The following is a 17,886-nucleotide window of genomic DNA, read 5'->3' as shown; positions in this document are numbered from 1 at the left end:
GGGGGCCGGGGGCGTGGCGCCGGGTGCGGTGGGGGCGGGTGTCGTGGCGCCCGAGGCGCCGGACGTGCTGGGGTGGTCGGTCCTGGGGCGGGGGGTGAGCAGCATGGACCACCGCTACCAGCGGTCGTCGCTGTCGCGGTGGCGACGCGCTCCGGGCCCACCCGAACGTGTGCTACTGCGCGGCGGCCGCGGCGTGCTGCGCCCTGCTCACGTCGTACACGCCCGGCACGTTCCGCATCGCCCGCATCAGCCTGGGGAGGCGGGCCGCGTCCGGGAGTTGGAGCGTGTAGGTGTGGCGTACGCGCTGCTGGCTGGGGGGTTCGACGGTCGCGGAGACGATCGCGGCGCCCTCCAATGCGATGGCTTCGGTGAGGTCGGCGAGGAGATGGGGGCGCCCGAAGGACTCGGCGACCAGCGTGACGCGGCACTCGGTGGTGTCGCCCCAGCTCACTTCGACCTCCGCGCGTCCCGCGCCCTTCATGCGCGCCACCCCGGCGCACTCGACGCGGTGCACGGTCACCACTCCCCCGCGTACGGCGAAGCCGGTCACGCGGTCGGGCGGTACGGGGGTGCAGCAGCCCGCGAGGCGTACGGAGGCGCCCGGCTGCTCGACGACGGCGTTCGCGGCGGGGCGGGCCGCGGGTGCCTCGGCGGCCGGTCTGGGGGCCGCGGCGGGCTCTTCGGGCGGCGCCGTGTCGGGGGGCGAGGGGTGCGCGGCCAGCCAGCGCTGGATGGCGATCCGGGCGGCGGGCGTGTGGGCGTGCTCCAGCCACTCCCGGGAGGGTTCCGAGGCCGGGTCCTGCCCCATGAGGAGCTGCACGGTGTCGCCGTCCTTGAGCACCGTGCTCAGCGTCGCGAGCCGCCCGTTGACACGGGCGCCGATACAGGCGTGCGCGTCCTCGCCGTACTGCGCGTAGGCGGCGTCCACGCAGCTGGCGCCCTCGGGCAGGCCCAACGAGCCGCCGTCGGCGCGGAAGACGGTGATCTCGCGGTCCTGGGCGAGGTCCTCGCGCAGGGTGGACCAGAACGTGTCGGGGTCGGGGGCGCCCTGCTGCCAGTCGAGGAGCCGGGAGAGCCAGCCGGGGCGGGTGGGGTCGACCCGCTCGCCGTCCGCCGCCCGTTCGCCGTCGCCGTCCGTCTGCTCCTCCCCGGGAGCGGTGTAGGGGTTGCCGAGGGCGATGACGCCGGCCTCGGCGACCTTGTGCATCTGGTGGGTGCGGATGAGGACTTCGGCCACCTGGCCGTCGCCGCTCGCCACGGCCGTGTGCAGCGACTGGTACAGGTTGAACTTGGGGACCGCGATGAAGTCCTTGAACTCCGACACCACGGGCGTGAGACAGGTGTGCAGTTCACCGAGGACGCCGTAGCAGTCGGCGTCCTCGTTCACGAGCACCAGGAGTCGCCCGAAGTCCGCGCCGCGCATGGGCCCGCGCTTGCGCGACACCCGGTGCACGGAGACGAAGTGCCGTGGCCGGATGAGGACTTCGGCCTGGATCCCGGCTTCGCGCAGGACACCGCGCACCTCTTCGGCGATCTCCGCGAGCGGGTCGCCGGCGCGCGACGCGTTGTCTACGATCAACTCCCTGGTGTGCTCGTACTCCTCGGGGTGCAGGATCGCGAAGACGAGGTCCTCGAGTTCGGTCTTCAGCGCCTGGACACCGAGGCGTTCGGCGAGCGGGATCAGGACGTCCCGGGTCACCTTGGCGATCCGGGCCTGTTTCTCGGGACGCATCACACCGAGGGTCCGCATGTTGTGCAGCCGGTCGGCGAGTTTGATCGACATCACGCGGACGTCGTTGCCGGTCGCGACGAGCATCTTGCGGAAGGTCTCGGGCTCGGCGGCGGCTCCGTAGTCGACCTTCTCCAACTTGGTGACGCCGTCGACGAGATAGCAGACCTCGTCACCGAACTCCGCGCGCACCTGATCGAGTGTCACTTCCGTGTCCTCGACGGTGTCGTGGAGCAGGGAGGCGGTCAACGTCGTGGTCTCCGCGCCGAGTTCGGCGAGGATCAGGGTCACCGCGAGCGGGTGGGTGATGTACGGCTCTCCGCTCTTGCGCATCTGGCCCCGGTGCGAGGACTCCGCCAGCACGTATGCCCGGCGCAGCGGTTCCATGTCCGCGTCCGCGTGATGGGCGCGGTGGGCCTCGGCGACGTGGCCGATCGCGTCGGGCAGCCGGTCACGGGCGGCCGGGCCGAGCAGCGCGGCCCGGCCGAGGCGGCGCAGGTCGATCCGCGGGCGGCCCTTCCTGCGCGCCGGCGATCCCCCCTGCTCCAGCGGAACCGAGCGCTGGGGGGAGGGCGTTGCAGGGCCTGGCGTCGCGGGATTCGTCGCCTCCGCACTCATGGGCACCTCCGGCTGCGTAGACCGGCGGACGGGGTGCCCATGGCGTACTCGGCTCAGGGGTTGGCGTCGATCCCCCGTCCGGGCCGGTGCTTGATGCTACCGAGCCCACCACGCCCGGCCGACCACCTCTCGCCGAGCGTGAAACGGATCACCCATTCGAGCGAAGGTTCAGGGGTTTGCGGTTTCGAGGTTCCGGGAGGGGCCGGACGTCGCGGCACCGGGCCGGGCGGCGTCGTGCGACACCGCGTCGGACCAGGCGTTGCGGCAGCGGACCGCGCCGGGGCGTGTGACACCCCGTCGGACCAGGAGTCGCGGCAGTGTGGACCGGGCCAGGTCGGGTGACACCGCGTCGGAACAGGAGTTGCGGCAGTGCGGACCGGGCCGGGTCGGGCCACCCCGTCGGACCGGGCGCGGGCGCGTCCCGCAGGCGTGCGGCACCTCTCGCGACGAGGCGTTCGGTCAGAGCCGGACGGCGGCCAGCCACTCCGCGTCGATCTCGCCCTCGGCCACGATCACCGCGGGGCCGGTCATCTCGATCCCGCCGTCCGGACGCTCGGTGATCACCAGGCGTCCGCCGGGCACGTCGACGGTGTACGTCGTCAAAGTCCCGGTGACGGCCGGGTCGGCGCCGTCGCGGCGGGCCGCGGCGACGGCCACCGCGCAGGCGCCCGTGCCGCACGAACGGGTCTCTCCGGAGCCGCGCTCATGGACGCGCAGGGCGACATGGCGCGGGCCCCGGTCGACCACGAACTCGACGTTCACCCCGTCCGGGTAGGCCGACGTGGGTGTGACGGGCGGCGGTGTGAACAGGTTGCCCGCCTGGCCGAGGTCGTCGACGAACGCGACGGCGTGCGGGTTGCCCATGTTCACGTTCCGCGCGGGCCAGCTGTGCTCGCCGACGCTCACGGTGACGTCCCCCTCGGGGAGGGCCGCCTTGCCCATGCCGACGGTGACGTCCCCGTTCTTGGCGAGGTGCACGCGCTTCACGCCTGCGCGCGTGGCCACCGTGATGTCCCCCTCGGCCACGTGTCCGGCCCGCTGGAGGTAGTGCGCGAACACACGCACTCCGTTGCCGCACATCTCCGCGACCGAGCCGTCGCCGTTGCGGTAGTCCATGAACCACTCCGCCTCGGCCGCCATCTCCGCGGCCTCGGGGTGCGCGGCGGACCGTACGACGTGCAGCAGACCGTCGCCGCCGATGCCCGCGCGGCGGTCGCACAGGGCGGCCACGGCGGCCGGGGGCAGGTCGACGGCGTTCTCCGGGTCGGGGACGATCACGAAGTCGTTCTCGGTCCCGTGGCCCTTGAGGAAGGCGATCCGCGTGCTCATTCCTCGATCGTACGGGGTCGGTCCGGCGCTCCGTCCGCGACGGGTACCCGCCCCCGGCGGCTCAGCGCAGCCGGGCCACGCGTCCCACGGCGAGCACCGCCACCGCGGCGACCACCACGACGTACGCGAGCACGACGCGCCAGTCCAGGCGGCGGCCGGAGCCGCGCTCGGGGAAGCCCGGCAGGGTGTAGCCCACGCGGCGGGCGGCCATCATCCCCCAGCCGGCGGCGCACAGGCAGATGAGCAGGCCGAGCATGGCGACCACGGCACCGCCGTCGCCGAATTCGAAGGCCAGCGGGAACGCGAACATCAGCGAACCCGTCGCGGCCAGGACGACGATCGGCGCGAGCTGCCAGATACGCAGCAGGCGCTGCGGACGCAGCTCGACCTCGACCTCGGGTCCCGGGGACATCTCGTCCGGCCCCGGCCCGTCGGCGGTGACACCGCCCGGAGGTTCCTCGGGTCCGTCGGAGATCAGCGGATCGCCGTCGGAGACCGGGCGCTCGTCGTGGCCCATCGGGTCCCCGTCGAGGCTCAGCAGGTCCTCGTCGAGGCCTGGCCGGTCGCCCTCGAGGCCCTGCGGTCGCTGCTGCTTCTGCTGCTCCTGCGCGGTGTCCTGCTCCGCGTCCTGTGCGGTGTTGCGAGGGCTGGCCTCCATCGCCACGCGCCCTCCCAACTCGGACTCCACATTGTCGATCGAAGCTCGATGATGGCACGGCGCCGGAGGCCCCGATGGCGGCCGGAGCGTCCCGATGCCATGACGTGATCAGGCTGTGACCGGTCGTTCGACCAACGCCAGCGCGAGTTGTGGAAGTTCCGTGAGGTCCGCCGCGGCGCCGCTGAGCCAGTGCACCCGGGGATCGCGCCGGAACCATGAATCCTGACGTCGCGCGAAGCGTTTGGTGGCGCGTACGGTCTCGGCGCGCGCCTCGGCGTCGGTGCACTCCCCGGCGAGCGCCGCGAGCACCTGCTGGTACCCGAGCGCGCGCGACGCCGTGCGCCCCTCGCGCAGGCCTCGCGCCTCCAGTTCCCGCACCTCGTCGACGAGGCCGGCCTCCCACATCCGGTCGACGCGGCGGGCGATCCGCTCGTCGAGCTCGGGCCGCGTGACGTCGACACCGATCTGGACGGTGTCGTACACCGAGTCGTGGCCGGGGAGATTGGCGGTGAAGGGCTTGCCGGTGATCTCGATGACCTCCAGCGCACGCACGATACGGCGGCCGTTGCTGGGCAGGATCGCCTGGGCGGCCTCGGGGTCGGCCATGGCCAGTCGCGCGTGCAGCGCGCCCGAGCCGCGCAGCCCGAGCTCCTCCTCCAGGCGCGCACGCACCTCGGGGTCGGTGCCGGGGAATTCCATCTTGTCGACGGCGCCGCGCACATAGAGCCCGGAGCCGCCCACCAGGACCGGCCAGCGGCCCTCGGCGAGCAGGGCGTCGATACGGGCGCGGGCGAGCCGCTGGTACTCGGCGACGCTGGCGGTGACGGTCACGTCCCAGATGTCCAGCAGGTGGTGCGGAATCCCGGCCCGCTCCTCGGACGTCAGCTTGGCGGTGCCGATGTCCATCCCTCGGTACAACTGCATGGAGTCGGCGTTGACGACCTCGCCGCCGAGACGGCGGGCGAGGAAAACGCCCAGATCGGACTTTCCTGCCGCGGTCGGTCCGACGACGGCGATGACTCGGGGGGCGGGGGGTGCGCTGCTCACCGCCCCAGTCTCGCAAACCCGGGGCCCCTCCTCCGACGAGCCGCGTGACGCCACAGGTTCGGGGTCGTTGCCTGTTGCGAGGTTCCGGCCGCCGGTTTTCGAGGACCGGCGCCCCGGGCGACGCAATGGGACGCACCGGGTGACGCGGAATTTCGTCCTCACGAGTAACGTATGGAGTGGATATGGGCGTTTTTGCACGACTTCTCAGGAGGTCGAGGACTGCGGAAGAGGCGTCAACCGCCGAGGTGCCGGCCGGCACCCGGACGGCCGAATCCGAATCCGATGCCGGGACCGACGCCGAGGTCACGACGACGGACGCCGAGGTCACGACCGGTGCCGATGCCACGGCCGACGCCGGCGGCACGGCGGAGCCGGTGGCGGAAGAGGCGACGGGATCGTCCGAGAGCGAGAACGCGGGCGAGCGCGGCCGCAAGGCCGAGGCGGCTCACGCGGCGACGGGGGCCACGCCTTCGGAGGACGTCGAGATCCCTCAGCAGCAGACCGCCGAGAAGGCCGCCGACAACGGGGCCGGTGAGGGCGCCCGTAAGTAACTGTCCCGCGAGGGAAGGTGGACCATGAGTCTCCTGGACAATCTGAAAGCCAAGCTCGCGCCTGCCAAGGACAAGGTCTCGGACCTCGCGCAGCAGCACGGGGACAAGGTCACCCACGGCCTCGACAAGGCCGCCAGGGTGGTCGACGAGAAGACCAAGGGCAAGTACAGCGACAAGATCCAGACGGGCACGGGCAAGGCGAAGGGCGCCATGGACCGGCTGGCGCACAAGGACGGTGGCACCATGCCTCCGCCGGACGCGCCGCCACCGCCCCCCACGTTCTGAACGGCACACATCGACGGACGGCCGCGGAGCACCAGGCTCCCGGCCGTCCGCCGTGTCCGGGCAGGCGGCCGTTGCGGTGCGGCGCTACGACCAGGCCGCCACCATGTACCCCACCCCGTAGGGCGCGTCCTCGTACAGCAGGGCGCCGCCCAGCTCCGCGTTTTCGGCCGCGCCCGCGAGGACCTGCCAGGGGGCGCGTCCGGAGACCTTCAGCTCGCGGGCGAGCCCGGCGTCCAGCGTCTGCAGGGCGGCCACGTCCGCCGTCCCCAGCGCTCGGGCGACCTCCGCGTCGAAGCCGGCGGCGCGCTCGTCGAGGTAACCGGGCGCCTTCAGCGTCCGGCACGCGCTGGCGTCGCCCATCACCAGGAGCGCCACCCGCGCGGCCTGTCCGGCGGCCTCCGCTCCGGCGCTGCGGCACCGCTCGGCCGTGAGCGTCTCCGCCACGGCGAGACCTGCGACGGGGGCGTCGGACCAGTCCGTGCGCTCCAGCAGCCAGGCGGCGACGGCGAGCGAGGGCGGAAGCGCGCGCTGCGAGGGCGCCGGAGCCGTGCCGCCCCGCCCGAGACGGACGCCGAGGTCCACGCCGAACCCGTGGAACGAGCCCGGTGTCCCCTCGGGGTAGGTCCCGTGCCCGTCGTCCTCGGCGGGGCCGACGACGACCAGCAGATCGGGCCGGGAGGCGGCGAGCACGCCGAGCGCGTCCGCGCACGCGTCTCGCGCGGCGGCCAGCTCGGGCGCCGCCCCGGCGGCGATCCCGGGCACGAGCAGCGGCGGACAGGGGCAGGCTGCGGCGGCTACAAGCATGATCGGCAGCGTAGCCCTTCGCCGCGCGAGCGGGGTCAGTCGCAGCCGCAGCCGCTGCCGGCCACGGCGGGCAGCGGCTCCGGAGCGCCGATCCTCGGCAGACCCAGCATCACGCCGGCGGGCTTCGCCGCCTGAGCCGCGTTGCGCTTCTCCCAGGCGTCCCCCGCGCGTGTGCGGCGCACGGCGAGGACGGCGCCCTCGGCGAGCAGATGGTGCGGGGCGGCGTAGGTGATCTCGACGGTGACGACGTCACCGGGGCGTACGTCCTGGTCGGGCTTGGTGAAGTGGACCAGACGGTTGTCGGGGGCGCGGCCGGAGAGGCGGTGGGTGGCGCCGTCCTTGCGGCCCTCGCCCTCGGCGACCATCAGCTCCAGGACGCGGCCGACCTGCCTCTTGTTCTCGTCCCAGGAGATCTCCTCCTGGAGGGCGACGAGACGCTCGTAGCGCGCCTGGACGACCTCCTTGGGGATCTGCCCCTCCATGGTGGCCGCCGGGGTGCCGGGGCGCTTGGAGTACTGGAAGGTGAAGGCCGCCGAGAAGCGCGCCTCGCGGACCGCGTGCAGGGTCTGCTCGAAGTCCTCCTCCGTCTCACCGGGGAAGCCCACGATGATGTCGGTGGTGATCGCCGCGTCCGGGATGGCGGCCCGGACCTTCTCGATGATGCCCAGGTAGCGGTCCTGGCGGTACGAGCGGCGCATCGCCTTCAGGACGGTGTCCGAACCGGACTGCATCGGCATGTGCAGCTGCGGCATCACGTTCGGCGTCTCCGCCATGGCCGCGATCACGTCGTCGGTGAAGTCCCGGGGGTGCGGGGAGGTGAACCGGACCCGCTCCAGGCCCTCGATCCGCCCGCAGGCGCGCAGCAGCTTGCTGAAGGCCTCCCGGTCGCCGATGTCGCTGCCGTACGCGTTGACGTTCTGTCCGAGCAGCGTGATCTCGGAGACGCCCTCGCCGACGAGTGCCTCGATCTCGGCGAGGATGTCGCCCGTCCTGCGGTCCTTCTCCTTGCCGCGCAGCGCGGGGACGATGCAGAACGTGCAGGTGTTGTTGCAGCCGACGGAGATCGACACCCAGGCCGCGTACGCGCTCTCGCGGCGGGTCGGCAATGTGGAGGGGAACGCCTCGAGGGACTCGGCGATCTCGATCTGCGCCTCCTCCTGGACGCGGGCGCGCTCCAGCAGGACGGGCAGCTTGCCGATGTTGTGCGTGCCGAAGACGACGTCCACCCAGGGCGCCCGCTTCACGATGGTGTCGCGGTCCTTCTGGGCGAGGCAGCCGCCGACGGCGATCTGCATGCCGGGACGCTTCGTCTTCATCGGGGCGAGGCGGCCGAGGTTGCCGTAGAGCTTGTTGTCGGCGTTCTCGCGTACGGCGCAGGTGTTGAAGACGACGACGTCGGCGTCGCCGTCGGACCCCTCGGGCGCCCGTACGTAGCCCGCGCCTTCGAGGAGCCCGGAGAGCCGTTCGGAGTCGTGGACGTTCATCTGGCACCCGTAGGTGCGCACCTCGTAGGTCTTCGAATCCTGAACGTCCACCGCGTGGCTCCGGTCGCTGCTGCTCATGCGACAAGGGTAGGCGGTGCCGGGAGTACGTCGTCCCGGCACCGGCGTCTCCGGCTCGGGCCGGCGCCGGCGGCGCGGGAAAGCGCGGGGAAGTACGGGGAAGTACGGGGAAGGGGGCCCCGGCGTCCGCGCCCCGCCGGCCGCGGCACACCACCGGCCACGGCGGAGACCGCCCCGTCTCGCTAGCCGTACACGACCGACCACGGGCGGGGCGATCCGGCGGTGGGGACCGCCTCGCCGGTGCGGTCCGGGGCCGCCGCGCGGTCGCCGGCCAGCACCTCGGCGGCGAGTTCCGCGAAGGTCCGGGCGGCCGGGTGGGCGGTGCGTCCGGCGGGCCACGCGCCGCTCAGCCGCTGGGCGAGGGGGCGCCCCGCCAGGGGCCGCCAGGCGACACGGGGCTCCTTACGGGCCACGGGCCCCTGGTCGAAGGCGACGCCGTGCCCGGCCGTCACCAGTGCGAGCAGGAACTCGGAGTTGGAGGCGTGCCGTACCCGGCCCGGCACGAAGCCCGCGGCGCGGCAGACGTCGAGGACCTCGTCGTACCGGTCCGGAGCGTGGGCTCGCGGGAAGAGCACCAGGTCGTGGCCGGACAGGTCACCGAGCGCGACCTCCGGCCGCCGGGCCAGCGGCGAGGTGCGGGGCAGGACGACGCCGAGGTCCACCGAGACCTCCGGACCGAGCAGCAGTCCAGTGGTGTCGGCGGGACGGTGCACCAGTCCGACGTCGAGTCCGCCGGAGGCGAGCAGCGTGACCTGTTCCCGGGTGGTGACCTCCCGCAGGTCGACGGAGAGCCCCGGGGCACGCTCGGCGCAGGCGGCGAGCAGCGCGGTCAGCACGGCGGCCGCGGTGTCGGGGGGCACGCCCGCGCGCAGGGTGCCCAGGCCGCCGTCCCCCGCGCGCCGGGCCAGCATCCGCAACCGGTCCTCGCGGGCGAGGAGTTCACGGGCCTCGTCCCACAACAGCGCCCCGGCGGCGGTCAGCCTGATCCGGCGGTGCGACCGGTCGAACAGCTCGGCGCCGAGCTCCCTCTCCAGCCGCCGCACCGCCTGACTGACCGGCGGCTGAGCCATGCCCAGCCGGTCGGCGGCCCGGCTGAAGTGCAGCTCCTCGGCTACGGTGACGAACAGACGCAGGTGGCGCAAGAGATCCACGTCCATGGACCTTACGCGAGGGGGCGGGTGAACCGATGGCCGAGGAACGGATCCGCGCGGTTTTCGCGGAAGCGGGGGCCGAGGGCCTCCTGCACGCGGTCCCCATCGGTGTCGGACGGGCGGATCCGACTGGCGTCGCGCGGGCGGATCCCGGCGTGCCCGGGTCGGCCGTCCTCGCGGAGCCGCGCGTGTGCGAGGTGGCCGTCGGCGCCGACGAACCCGTCGTGCTCGCCTCGGTGTTCAAGGTCCTGCTGGTCCTGGAGTTCGCCCGGCAGGTGGCGGCCGGGCAGCTCGATCCCCGGGAGCGGGTACGCGTGACGGCGGCCGACCGGCTCGGTGGCTGGGGCACGGCGGGCTGCGCGGACGACGTCGAACTGTCCCTGCGCGACCTGGCGTTCTTCGCGATGTCGGTCAGCGACAACTCGGCGGCCGATCTGCTGCTCGACCGGGTCGGTCTGGACACCGTGCGGCTGCTCGCCAAGGAGCTGGGGCTCGACCGGACCCGCGTCGTGGGAGGGCCGCGGGACGTCCTGGAGTCGATGCTCGCCGAGGTGGGGGCGCGCGACGAAAGCGAGTTCGCGGTCCGTTACCCGGCCCTGCCGGAGGACCGCAAGCGGCGGATGGCGGTCCTGGACCCCCTGCGGACCAACTCCGGCACGCCCCGCGAGACCACCGAACTGCTGCGTCTCATCTGGCGCGACGAGGCGGGTCCGCCGGAAGTCTGCGCCCAGGTACGTGACTTGATGAGTCGCCAGTTGTTCCGGCACCGGCTGGTGTCGGGGTTTCCCGGCGGCACGGTGATCGCGGCCAAGACGGGGACGCTCCCGGGGCTGCACACGGAGGCGGGCGTCGTCCGGTATCCCGACGGCGGGTGCTACGCGGTCTCCGTCTTCGCCCGGACCCACGAACTCGCCGCCACCGGGCCGGAGGTGGACGCGGCGATCGGCGCCGCGGCCAGGATCGCCGTCGACTTCCTGCGGAGCGCGGGGCTGTGACCAGGCCACATATGCGGTCACGTATCAGCAGGGCATGGCGCTGATCTTGGACGGGGGTGGCCGGCCCCTGATCTCCTGACGTCATGCGCGACAACGAGAACCCCCAGGGTTCCCCCTTGCTCGGCCGCCGCACGGTGCTGCGAGGCGCCGCACTCGGCACGGCCGCCCCGCTCCTGCCCGCCGCGGCCGCCACGGCGGCCACGGCGGCCACGCCCCTGGTAGCGCCCACGTCCGCATCAACGCCGTCACCGTCACCGGGGGCGGCGTCGGCGGCGGCCTCCTTACGCTGGTTCGGCACCTCCGGCTGGCGCATCGACGTCGACGGCCGGACCGTGCTCTTCGACCCGTACATCACCCGCTTCAGGACCGGCCTGTTCGACGGTGCCTTCGACCCCGGCACGGAACTGCGCACCGATCCCAACCTGGTACGGGAACACGTGGGACACCCCGAACTCGTCCTGGTCAGCCACGCCCACTGGGACCACCTCGCCGATGTGCCGCACATCGCCAGAACCACCGGCGCCCGTGTCGTCGGCACCGAGACGACGTACCACCTGCTGGTCGCGTTCGGCGTCGACCCGGGGCAGATCTCCGTGGTGAAGGGCGGCGAGGTGCTGGACTTCGGCGGCGGACTCACCGTCGAGGTCGTGGCGAGTCTGCACAGCCGCAACAAGAAGTACTCCTACTTCGCGCCGGGCACCCTCCACGCACCGCCGACGACACCTCCGAGGACCATCTCGGACCTGCCGGAGGGCGACACGCTCGCCTTCCTCGTGACGGCCGGGAGCGGCGGTCCGTCGGCGTTCCTGATGGGCGCCAGCGACTTCAGCGAACGAGCGGTGCGGGGGCTGCGCCCCGATCTCGCCATGGTCGCGGTGCCGGCCGGCACCGCGACCCACGACTACGTGCCCAGGCTGCTGCGGGCCCTGGACCGGCCAGGGGTCGTCGTGCCCGTGCACTGGGACGACTTCGAGGAGCCCCTGACCGCTCCCCCGCGCCGCGACCCGTCGATGGACCTGGACGCGTTCGTGGCAAAGGCGCGCCAGGCGTCCCCGGCGAGCCGGATCGTCGTCCCGGACTACCGCACGGTGTACGGCGGCGACATGCGGCCGGTCACCTGACCGAAGGCGGCCCAGGGCTTCACCTCCGTCAGGAACCGAGGCACTCACTGTTGTCGCCGCCGGACCGGCACTGCGACTGCGGGCCGCTGTAGCCGGGGCCCGGTGCGGGCGGACGGCCGTCGCCACCGTGCCCGGCGGTCAGGCCGATCACCGCACCGAGCACGAGCGCGAGGCCGACGAACGTCTGTGCGCAGGTGGTGACGAGCGCCCCGCCCCGGTAGGACACGAGCGCGGAGGCCAGCACGAGCGCGCCGACGACCGAGACGTACACGACCGGTTCGACGACGCTGACGGCCTCCCGGTCGGCGCCCGTGTCGAAGAACGCGTACCCGGCCGCGTTCAGACCGGACACGAGCGCGACGACCGCGGCGACGGCGTCCACGACGAGCAGGGTGACGGCCAGCGCGACATCGGCGAACGGACTCAGCCGCCGGGCGGACTCCGGGGAAGACGTCATGCGGCAAGCGTCGCGCCCCAGGACGTCCGGGTCGTGAGCGAAAGTACCCAGCCCGGGTCTGAGTAGGAGGCGGCCGCCGGATCACGGCTCGATGAGCCCCGCGCGGATCGCGTACCGGGTGAGCTCCAGGCGGTCGCGCATACCGAGCTTCTGCAGGAGGTTCGCACGATGGCTCTCCACGGTCTTGGCGCTGATGAAGAGCAGCTCGCCGATCTCCTTCGTCGTGTGCCCCTCGGCGACCAGCTTCAGCACCTCCTCCTCCCGGTCGGTGACGGCCCGCGCGGGCAGCCCCTCGCCGCGGCGCAGACGTTCGAGGTAGGTGCGTACGATCGCGGTCTCGGCGCCGGGATAGATGAACGGCTCGTCGCGCATGGCCGCCCGGCACGCCTCGACCAGGTCCCGGTCGGCGACCGACTTCAGGACGTAACCGCAGGCACCGGCCTTGAGCGCTTCGAAGAAGTACTGCTCGTTGTCGTACATCGTCAGGATGAGGATGCGCAGGTCGGGCAGGCGCCGGGAGAGTTCGCGGGCCGCCTGAAGGCCGGTCATGCGCGGCATGGCGACGTCGAGGACGGCGAGGTCCACCTCCGTCTCGCGGGCCAGGGCGACGGCCTCGGCACCGTCTCCGGCCTCCGCCACCACGCTCAGATCGGGTTCACCGTCGAGGATGAGCCGCACACCGCGGCGTACGAGGGTGTGGTCGTCGGCGAGCAGGACACGCGTAGGCCTCCCGGCGGGCGCGGACATCATCGGTCTCCCTCGGAAGCGCTGCCGGACGCGGTGTCGATGGTGGTGGCGGCGCCCGGCCGTGGCTGCGGCTGCGGCTGCGGCTGCCCGCCGGTCGTCGTGATCCGCAGCCGTACGTCGGTGCCCCGCCCGGGTGCCGGGCCCAGCGAGAACGCGGCGCCGACCAGCAGCGCCCGCTCGCGCATCCCGGTGATGCCCGCTCCCTCCCGCGCCCGGCCCGGTCCCCTGCCGTTGTCCCGTACGAGGAGTTCGACGCCGTCCGTGACGCGCCGCAGCCGGAGTTCCGCGCGGTCGGCGCCCGCGTGCCGGGCCGTGTTGGTCAGCCCCTCCTGCGCCACCCGGTAGACCACGAGTTCGGCCTCGTCGTTCAGCGGAGGCAGATCGGCGTCGAGGTGGTGGACCACGGACAGCCCGTGTGTGGTGAACTCGCCCGTGAGGGAGCGCAGCGCGCTGTGCAGTCCGAGTTCCTCCAGCACACCCGGGCGCAGCCGGCGGGCGATACGGCGGATCTCGTCCAGGCTGCCGCGGGTGGCCTCCTGCGCCTGGCTCACCTCGTCCCTCAGCTCCCCCGGCACCCGGTCGGCGACCCGCTTGAGCTGGAGCAGGACGGCGGTCAGGGTCTGGCCGACCTCGTCGTGGAGCTCCTGGGAGACGCGCCGGCGTTCGCCCTCCTGCGCGGACAGCGCGCGGGCCGAACTGGCGGCGCGCTCGGTCTCCAGCCGGTCGAGCATGGTGTTGTACGTGGTGATCAGCTCGGCCACCTCGGCCGGGCCCGTGACGGGAGCCCGGGTTCCGGGATGGGTGAGGTCGGCGGTGGCCATGGCCCGCCCCAGCCGTTGCAGCGGGGTGAGGCCGATGCGCAGGACGACCGCGTTGAGGACGAGCATCAGCGCCAGCCCCAGCACGACGACGAGTGCCTCGCCGGGAAGTACCGGCGTCGAGACGGTGACCGGTCCCAGCAACAGCGCGGTCGCCACGGTCAGGCCCGCGGCATTGAGCAGGAAGATCCGCCGGAACAGCGACACGTTCCTCTGTCCGTCCCTTCCGGTCGGCTTCCGCCCGGCTGCCTTCGCCCGCCCCGCAGCGGACACCCCGTCCTTCCCGACCCTCGGCCGCGCCACCGCCCCCAACAGCCTCGCAACAGCCGGGCGGCCCTGTCCATCCGTGCCAGCACCCATGTCGCAACGGTACGGCGAGATGGCAGCATGACCGTTTTGGGTGGGCTTTTTCGCGGGCCGCATCGTGCCGACGCGCACGGCGGATCCGGCGTGACCGTCCTCGGCCGGACAGCCTCGACGCGGGGCCTCGACACGGGGCCTCGACACGGCCGGACGCGACGCGGACAGCCCCGACGGGGACGGACGTGACGCACACCGCTGCGACGCGTCCGGCCGCGACGACGAGCGGGCCCACCACGACGACCGACGCGCAACAAGCAACGAGAAACAAGCAACGAGCAAGGGGAGAATCATGTCGGCTCCACGCCTGCGGGCGACGCCACTGCCGGGTATCGGGGTGCAGTACGACCTCGTGACCCGTGAACAGCGCCACCTGTCCGTGGTGGCGCACCGCGACGGCGCCCGCACGGTCAGCGTGTACCAGGCCGACGACCCCGACTCCTGCGCGCAGTCGCTGCGGCTGTCGAGCGGTGAGGCCGCCTCGCTGATCAACGCCCTGAAGCCCTCCCCTCACAGCCCGAGCCTGCTGTACACCACCGACCTCGGGCTGATCGCCGAGCGCATCGAGATCGCCGCGACGTCGCGGTGGAACGGGCGGGTGCTCGGTGAGACCCGGATGCGGACCGAGACCGGCGCCTCCGTCGTGGCGGTGCTGCGGCGTGCCGAGGCGATCCCCTCCCCCACCCCGGACTTCCGGCTGGCGGGCGGGGACACCCTGATCGTCGTCGGGACCCGTGAGGGTGTCGACGGCGCCGCGACGATACTCGGACGGGAGTGAGCGCGTGCACTCTGCGGTCCTGCTGATCGAGTTCGGCGCCATCATCCTCTGTCTCGGCCTGCTCGGCCGTGCCGCGGCCCGGCTGCGGTTCTCCCCCATCCCGCTCTATCTGCTGGCCGGTCTCGCCTTCGGCGAGGGCGGGCTGCTCCCGCTCGGCGCGAGCGAGGAGTTCGTCGCCACCGGCGCCGAGATCGGCGTCATCCTGTTGCTGCTGATGCTCGGCCTGGAGTACACGGCGAGCGATCTGGTCTCGAACCTCAAGGCCCACTATCCGTCGGGTCTGGTCGACTTCACGCTCAACGCCCTGCCGGGAGCCGTCGCCGCGCTCCTGCTGGGCTGGGGTCCGGTGGCGGCCGTGGTCCTGGCGGGTGTCACCTGGATCTCGTCGTCCGGAGTGATCGCCAAGGTGCTGGGCGACCTGGGGCGGGTCGGCAACCGGGAGACTCCGGTGATCCTGAGCATCCTGGTCCTGGAGGACCTGGCGATGGCGGTCTACCTGCCCATCGTCACCGCGCTGGTGGCCGGCGTGGGACTGGCCGCCGGGAGCGTGACGCTGGCGATCGCGCTGGGGGCCGCGGGACTCGTCCTGTTCGTGGCCGTCCGCTACGGCCGCGTCATCTCCCGCTTCGTCTCCAGCGACGACCCCGAGAAGCTGCTGCTGGTCGTGCTGGGCCTGACGATCCTCGTCGCGGGCCTCGCGCAGCAGCTTCAGGTGTCCGCCGCGGTCGGGGCGTTCCTGGTCGGCATCGCCCTGTCCGGGGAGGTCGCGGAGGGTGCGCACACGCTGCTGAGCCCGCTGCGGGACCTGTTCGCGGCGATCTTCTTCGTCTTCTTCGGGCTGCACACCGACCCGGCGAGCATTCCGCCCGTGCTGCTGCCCGCGCTGGCGCTGGCCGCGGTGACGGCACTGACGAAGATCGCGACCGGGTACTGGGCCGCACGGCGGGCCGGTATCTCCGTCAAGGGCCGCTGGCGGGCTGGCGGTGCGCTGGTCGCGCGCGGCGAGTTCTCCATCGTCATCGCCGGACTCGCGGTCACCGCGGGTATCGAGCCGTCACTCGGCCCGCTGGCCACGGCGTACGTGCTGATCCTGGTCGTACTCGGCCCGCTCACCGCCCGCTACACGCAGCCGCTGGCGGCCCGTCTCACCGCCCGGTTCGGCGGCGGCCCCACCCGCGCGAGCGTCACCGCGCGCCCCGCGGAGGCGGAGGAGTGGACGACACCGGAGGCCGAAGCGGAGCGGGAGGACGACGTACGCCGGCGGACGGCCGTCCCGGAGGGCTGACTCGTCCGCTCCACGGCCGATGGCCCACGCGTCCGCACCAAGGCCGTATGCCTTACACGTCCGCGCCCCGCCACCCCTGCCCGCGCAGCACCGCCGTCACGTCCGGCGCGCGGTAGTGCTCCCCCTTGAGCACCTTGCCGTCGGCGCGGCGGGCGACGTGGCCGTCCGGCCCCAGCTTGGTCATGTTGGACCGGTGGACCTCGGCGATCACCTCGTCGAGGTCGATGCCGTGGACGAGTGCGGTGCCGTACGCCACGTACACGACGTCGGCCAGCTCGTGCGCCAGCCGGTCCAGCGGACCCGTGACCGAGACCTCGGCCACTTCGGCGGCCTCCTCGGCGAGCAGCTCACCCCGGTGGGCGGCGAGCGCCGGGGAGACCTCCGTCGGCGTGCTGCGGGCGGCGAGACCGAAGGCGAGGTGGAACGCGCGGACCAGGGCGGCGGGCGAGGGAACCACGGAGGGGGAGTCGGATGATACGGCGGGGGAGTCGGATGACGAGGACTGCATCGTGCGACCCTACCGACCCGCCCCGCCCTGGCCAGAAGGGTCCCCGGGCTGGCAGGATCGCGCGCATGTTCCAGGCACTCCCCCGCATCGGCAGGCGCCGCGCGCTGTTCGGCTCGGCGGCCGCGTTCGCGGTGTGCGGGCTGCTGCTCTGGTGGCTGCTGCCCCTGGGCGAGGAGTCGCCAAGCGGATCGATCACCTTCAGCACGGGCACACCGACGGGGGTCTACCAGAAGTACGGTGTGCTCCTGCAGAGCGCGATCGCCAAGGACATGCCACGCCTGGACGTACGCCTGAAGAACAGTGACGGTTCGCAGGAGAACGTGCGCCGCGTGGCCACGGGACAGGCCGACTTCACCATCGCGGCGGCCGACGCCGTGGAGACGTACCTGCTGGAGAACAAGCCGGGCGCGGACCGGCTGCGCGGCTGCGCGCGGCTCTACGACGACTACGTGCACCTGGTGGTCCCGCGCACCTCGTCCGTCCGGTCGGTGGCGGACCTGCGGGGCAAGAAGGTCGCCGTGGGGCCGGACGGTTCCGGGGTACGGCTGATAGCGGAGCATGTGCTCCAGGCCGCCGGCCTCGATCCGAAGAACGACATCTCGTCCTTCCCCGACGGCATCGGGACCATGCCCGACCTGCTCGAACACCACAAGATCGACGCCTTCTTCTGGTCGGGCGGCCTGCCGACCAGCGCCGTCCAGAAGCTCTCGAACAACTTCGACGTCAGGCTGGTGCCGATCAGCAGCGGCCTGGTCGCGAAGCTGCACGAGCAGGGGGGCGCCTCCCGCTACTACCGGGCGGCCGTGATGCCCGCCGACGCCTATCCCGCGGCACAGCAGGGCGGTTCCGTGCAGACGCTGGCGGTGGCGAACTTCCTGATCACCCGGGAGGACTCGGACGCGCGGCTGACGGAGGAACTCACCCGTACGGTGATCAACAGCCGTGACCACATCGGCTCCCAGGTGCACGCGGCCCAGTTGGTGGACCTGCGGACGGCGATCTACACGGACCCGCTGCCCCTGCACGAGGGCGCCCGGCGCTACTACCGCTCCGTCAAGCCGTAGGCCACGGCATCACCGGCCG

At 72.8% G+C, this 17,886-nt stretch carries 18 protein-coding genes; 7 read left to right on the top strand and 11 right to left on the bottom strand.

Annotation, left to right across the window (positions count from 1 at the left end):
• Positions 1–172: 172 nt before the first annotated feature.
• The 4 genes from HEP85_RS29190 to miaA all read right to left on the bottom strand — a co-directional run bounded on the left by HEP85_RS29190 (position 173) and on the right by miaA (position 5,381).
• A complete protein-coding gene (locus HEP85_RS29190) occupies positions 173–2,347 on the bottom strand; it encodes a bifunctional (p)ppGpp synthetase/guanosine-3',5'-bis(diphosphate) 3'-pyrophosphohydrolase (protein ID WP_168530549.1) in 2,175 nt (724 codons plus the stop codon).
• A gap of 459 nt (positions 2,348–2,806) precedes the next feature.
• Positions 2,807–3,676 carry a diaminopimelate epimerase gene (dapF, locus tag HEP85_RS29185; RefSeq protein WP_168530548.1) on the bottom strand — a complete coding sequence of 290 codons (870 nt, stop codon included), beginning with the start codon at positions 3,674–3,676 and terminating at the stop codon, positions 2,807–2,809.
• A gap of 61 nt (positions 3,677–3,737) precedes the next feature.
• Complete coding sequence (locus tag HEP85_RS29180) at positions 3,738–4,340, bottom strand: hypothetical protein (RefSeq protein WP_168530547.1); 603 nt, start codon at positions 4,338–4,340, stop codon at positions 3,738–3,740.
• 102 nt (positions 4,341–4,442) lie between these two features.
• Complete coding sequence (gene miaA, locus HEP85_RS29175; protein ID WP_168530546.1) at positions 4,443–5,381, bottom strand: tRNA (adenosine(37)-N6)-dimethylallyltransferase MiaA; 939 nt, start codon at positions 5,379–5,381, stop codon at positions 4,443–4,445.
• Between the two features lie 245 nt (positions 5,382–5,626).
• Here miaA and HEP85_RS29170 point away from each other — a divergent pair, with 245 nt between their 5' ends.
• Positions 5,627–5,932 (top strand): hypothetical protein, encoded by a 306-nt coding sequence (locus HEP85_RS29170; protein WP_369657889.1) that lies wholly within the window; start codon positions 5,627–5,629, stop codon positions 5,930–5,932.
• A gap of 24 nt (positions 5,933–5,956) precedes the next feature.
• Complete coding sequence (locus tag HEP85_RS29165; RefSeq protein ID WP_168530545.1) at positions 5,957–6,217, top strand: antitoxin; 261 nt, start codon at positions 5,957–5,959, stop codon at positions 6,215–6,217.
• Positions 6,218–6,301: 84 nt separating this feature from the next.
• Here the strand turns inward: HEP85_RS29165 and HEP85_RS29160 are convergent, their stop codons facing one another.
• The 3 genes from HEP85_RS29160 to HEP85_RS29150 all read right to left on the bottom strand — a co-directional run bounded on the left by HEP85_RS29160 (position 6,302) and on the right by HEP85_RS29150 (position 9,740).
• Complete coding sequence (locus HEP85_RS29160; protein WP_369657888.1) at positions 6,302–7,021, bottom strand: class III extradiol dioxygenase subunit B-like domain-containing protein; 720 nt, start codon at positions 7,019–7,021, stop codon at positions 6,302–6,304.
• A 35-nt stretch (positions 7,022–7,056) separates the two neighbouring features.
• A complete protein-coding gene (miaB, locus tag HEP85_RS29155) occupies positions 7,057–8,583 on the bottom strand; it encodes a tRNA (N6-isopentenyl adenosine(37)-C2)-methylthiotransferase MiaB (RefSeq protein ID WP_329290914.1) in 1,527 nt (508 codons plus the stop codon).
• Between the two features lie 182 nt (positions 8,584–8,765).
• Entirely contained in the window at positions 8,766–9,740 is a 975-nt protein-coding gene (locus HEP85_RS29150; RefSeq protein WP_369657887.1) for a LysR family transcriptional regulator, read from the bottom strand.
• Positions 9,741–9,769: 29 nt separating this feature from the next.
• Between HEP85_RS29150 and HEP85_RS29145 the strand changes: the two genes are divergently transcribed.
• Positions 9,770–10,729: a serine hydrolase gene (locus HEP85_RS29145; protein ID WP_168530543.1), complete on the top strand. Its 960-nt coding sequence runs from the start codon at positions 9,770–9,772 to the stop codon at positions 10,727–10,729.
• An 83-nt stretch (positions 10,730–10,812) separates the two neighbouring features.
• The gene (locus tag HEP85_RS29140; protein ID WP_369657886.1) at positions 10,813–11,850 is read left to right on the top strand and encodes an MBL fold metallo-hydrolase; all 1,038 of its coding nucleotides are present in this window, start codon (positions 10,813–10,815) and stop codon (positions 11,848–11,850) included.
• A gap of 28 nt (positions 11,851–11,878) precedes the next feature.
• Here the strand turns inward: HEP85_RS29140 and HEP85_RS29135 are convergent, their stop codons facing one another.
• From HEP85_RS29135 to HEP85_RS29125, 3 genes are all read right to left on the bottom strand, one after another.
• A complete protein-coding gene (locus HEP85_RS29135; protein WP_168530542.1) occupies positions 11,879–12,307 on the bottom strand; it encodes a DUF6234 family protein in 429 nt (142 codons plus the stop codon).
• 81 nt (positions 12,308–12,388) lie between these two features.
• Positions 12,389–13,057 carry a response regulator transcription factor gene (locus tag HEP85_RS29130; protein ID WP_168530541.1) on the bottom strand — a complete coding sequence of 223 codons (669 nt, stop codon included), beginning with the start codon at positions 13,055–13,057 and terminating at the stop codon, positions 12,389–12,391.
• Positions 13,054–14,079, bottom strand: a complete 1,026-nt coding sequence (locus tag HEP85_RS29125; protein ID WP_248002113.1) for a HAMP domain-containing sensor histidine kinase — start codon at positions 14,077–14,079, stop codon at positions 13,054–13,056. The genes HEP85_RS29130 and HEP85_RS29125 overlap by 4 nt, the downstream gene beginning before the upstream one ends.
• Positions 14,080–14,524: 445 nt before the next feature.
• On the opposite strand from HEP85_RS29125, the gene HEP85_RS29120 reads away from it, so the two are divergent.
• The gene (locus HEP85_RS29120; protein ID WP_168530539.1) at positions 14,525–15,010 is read left to right on the top strand and encodes a cation:proton antiporter regulatory subunit; all 486 of its coding nucleotides are present in this window, start codon (positions 14,525–14,527) and stop codon (positions 15,008–15,010) included.
• A gap of 4 nt (positions 15,011–15,014) precedes the next feature.
• The gene (locus HEP85_RS29115; RefSeq protein WP_248002112.1) at positions 15,015–16,295 is read left to right on the top strand and encodes a cation:proton antiporter; all 1,281 of its coding nucleotides are present in this window, start codon (positions 15,015–15,017) and stop codon (positions 16,293–16,295) included.
• Between the two features lie 52 nt (positions 16,296–16,347).
• On the opposite strand, the gene HEP85_RS29110 is transcribed toward HEP85_RS29115, so the two are convergent.
• A complete protein-coding gene (locus HEP85_RS29110; RefSeq protein ID WP_168534129.1) occupies positions 16,348–16,752 on the bottom strand; it encodes a MazG nucleotide pyrophosphohydrolase domain-containing protein in 405 nt (134 codons plus the stop codon).
• 116 nt (positions 16,753–16,868) lie between these two features.
• On the opposite strand from HEP85_RS29110, the gene HEP85_RS29105 reads away from it, so the two are divergent.
• Positions 16,869–17,867, top strand: a complete 999-nt coding sequence (locus tag HEP85_RS29105) for a TAXI family TRAP transporter solute-binding subunit (RefSeq protein WP_168530538.1) — start codon at positions 16,869–16,871, stop codon at positions 17,865–17,867.
• Positions 17,868–17,886: the final 19 nt, after the last annotated feature.

Source organism: Streptomyces sp. RPA4-2 (assembly GCF_012273515.2).
GTDB classification, from domain to species: Bacteria; Actinomycetota; Actinomycetes; order Streptomycetales; family Streptomycetaceae; genus Streptomyces; species Streptomyces kaempferi.
The sequence above is the reverse complement of the archived record's forward strand: the minus strand, read 5'-3'. Positions and strand labels throughout refer to the sequence as shown.

Bases quoted from the DNA above. Each gene is read 5' to 3' on its own strand.
- HEP85_RS29150 (WP_369657887.1), bottom strand. From the start codon at position 9,740: ATGGACGTGGATCTCTTGCGCCACCTGCGTCTGTTCGTCACCGTAGCC.
- dapF (WP_168530548.1), bottom strand. From the start codon at position 3,676: ATGAGCACGCGGATCGCCTTCCTCAAGGGCCACGGGACCGAGAACGAC.
- HEP85_RS29105 (WP_168530538.1), top strand. From the start codon at position 16,869: ATGTTCCAGGCACTCCCCCGCATCGGCAGGCGCCGCGCGCTGTTCGGC.
- HEP85_RS29140 (WP_369657886.1), top strand. From the start codon at position 10,813: ATGCGCGACAACGAGAACCCCCAGGGTTCCCCCTTGCTCGGCCGCCGC.
- HEP85_RS29145 (WP_168530543.1), top strand. From the start codon at position 9,770: ATGGCCGAGGAACGGATCCGCGCGGTTTTCGCGGAAGCGGGGGCCGAG.
- HEP85_RS29190 (WP_168530549.1), bottom strand. From the start codon at position 2,347: ATGAGTGCGGAGGCGACGAATCCCGCGACGCCAGGCCCTGCAACGCCC.
- HEP85_RS29165 (WP_168530545.1), top strand. From the start codon at position 5,957: ATGAGTCTCCTGGACAATCTGAAAGCCAAGCTCGCGCCTGCCAAGGAC.
- HEP85_RS29130 (WP_168530541.1), bottom strand. From the start codon at position 13,057: ATGATGTCCGCGCCCGCCGGGAGGCCTACGCGTGTCCTGCTCGCCGAC.
- HEP85_RS29120 (WP_168530539.1), top strand. From the start codon at position 14,525: ATGTCGGCTCCACGCCTGCGGGCGACGCCACTGCCGGGTATCGGGGTG.
- HEP85_RS29160 (WP_369657888.1), bottom strand. From the start codon at position 7,021: ATGCTTGTAGCCGCCGCAGCCTGCCCCTGTCCGCCGCTGCTCGTGCCC.
- miaB (WP_329290914.1), bottom strand. From the start codon at position 8,583: ATGAGCAGCAGCGACCGGAGCCACGCGGTGGACGTTCAGGATTCGAAG.
- HEP85_RS29135 (WP_168530542.1), bottom strand. From the start codon at position 12,307: ATGACGTCTTCCCCGGAGTCCGCCCGGCGGCTGAGTCCGTTCGCCGAT.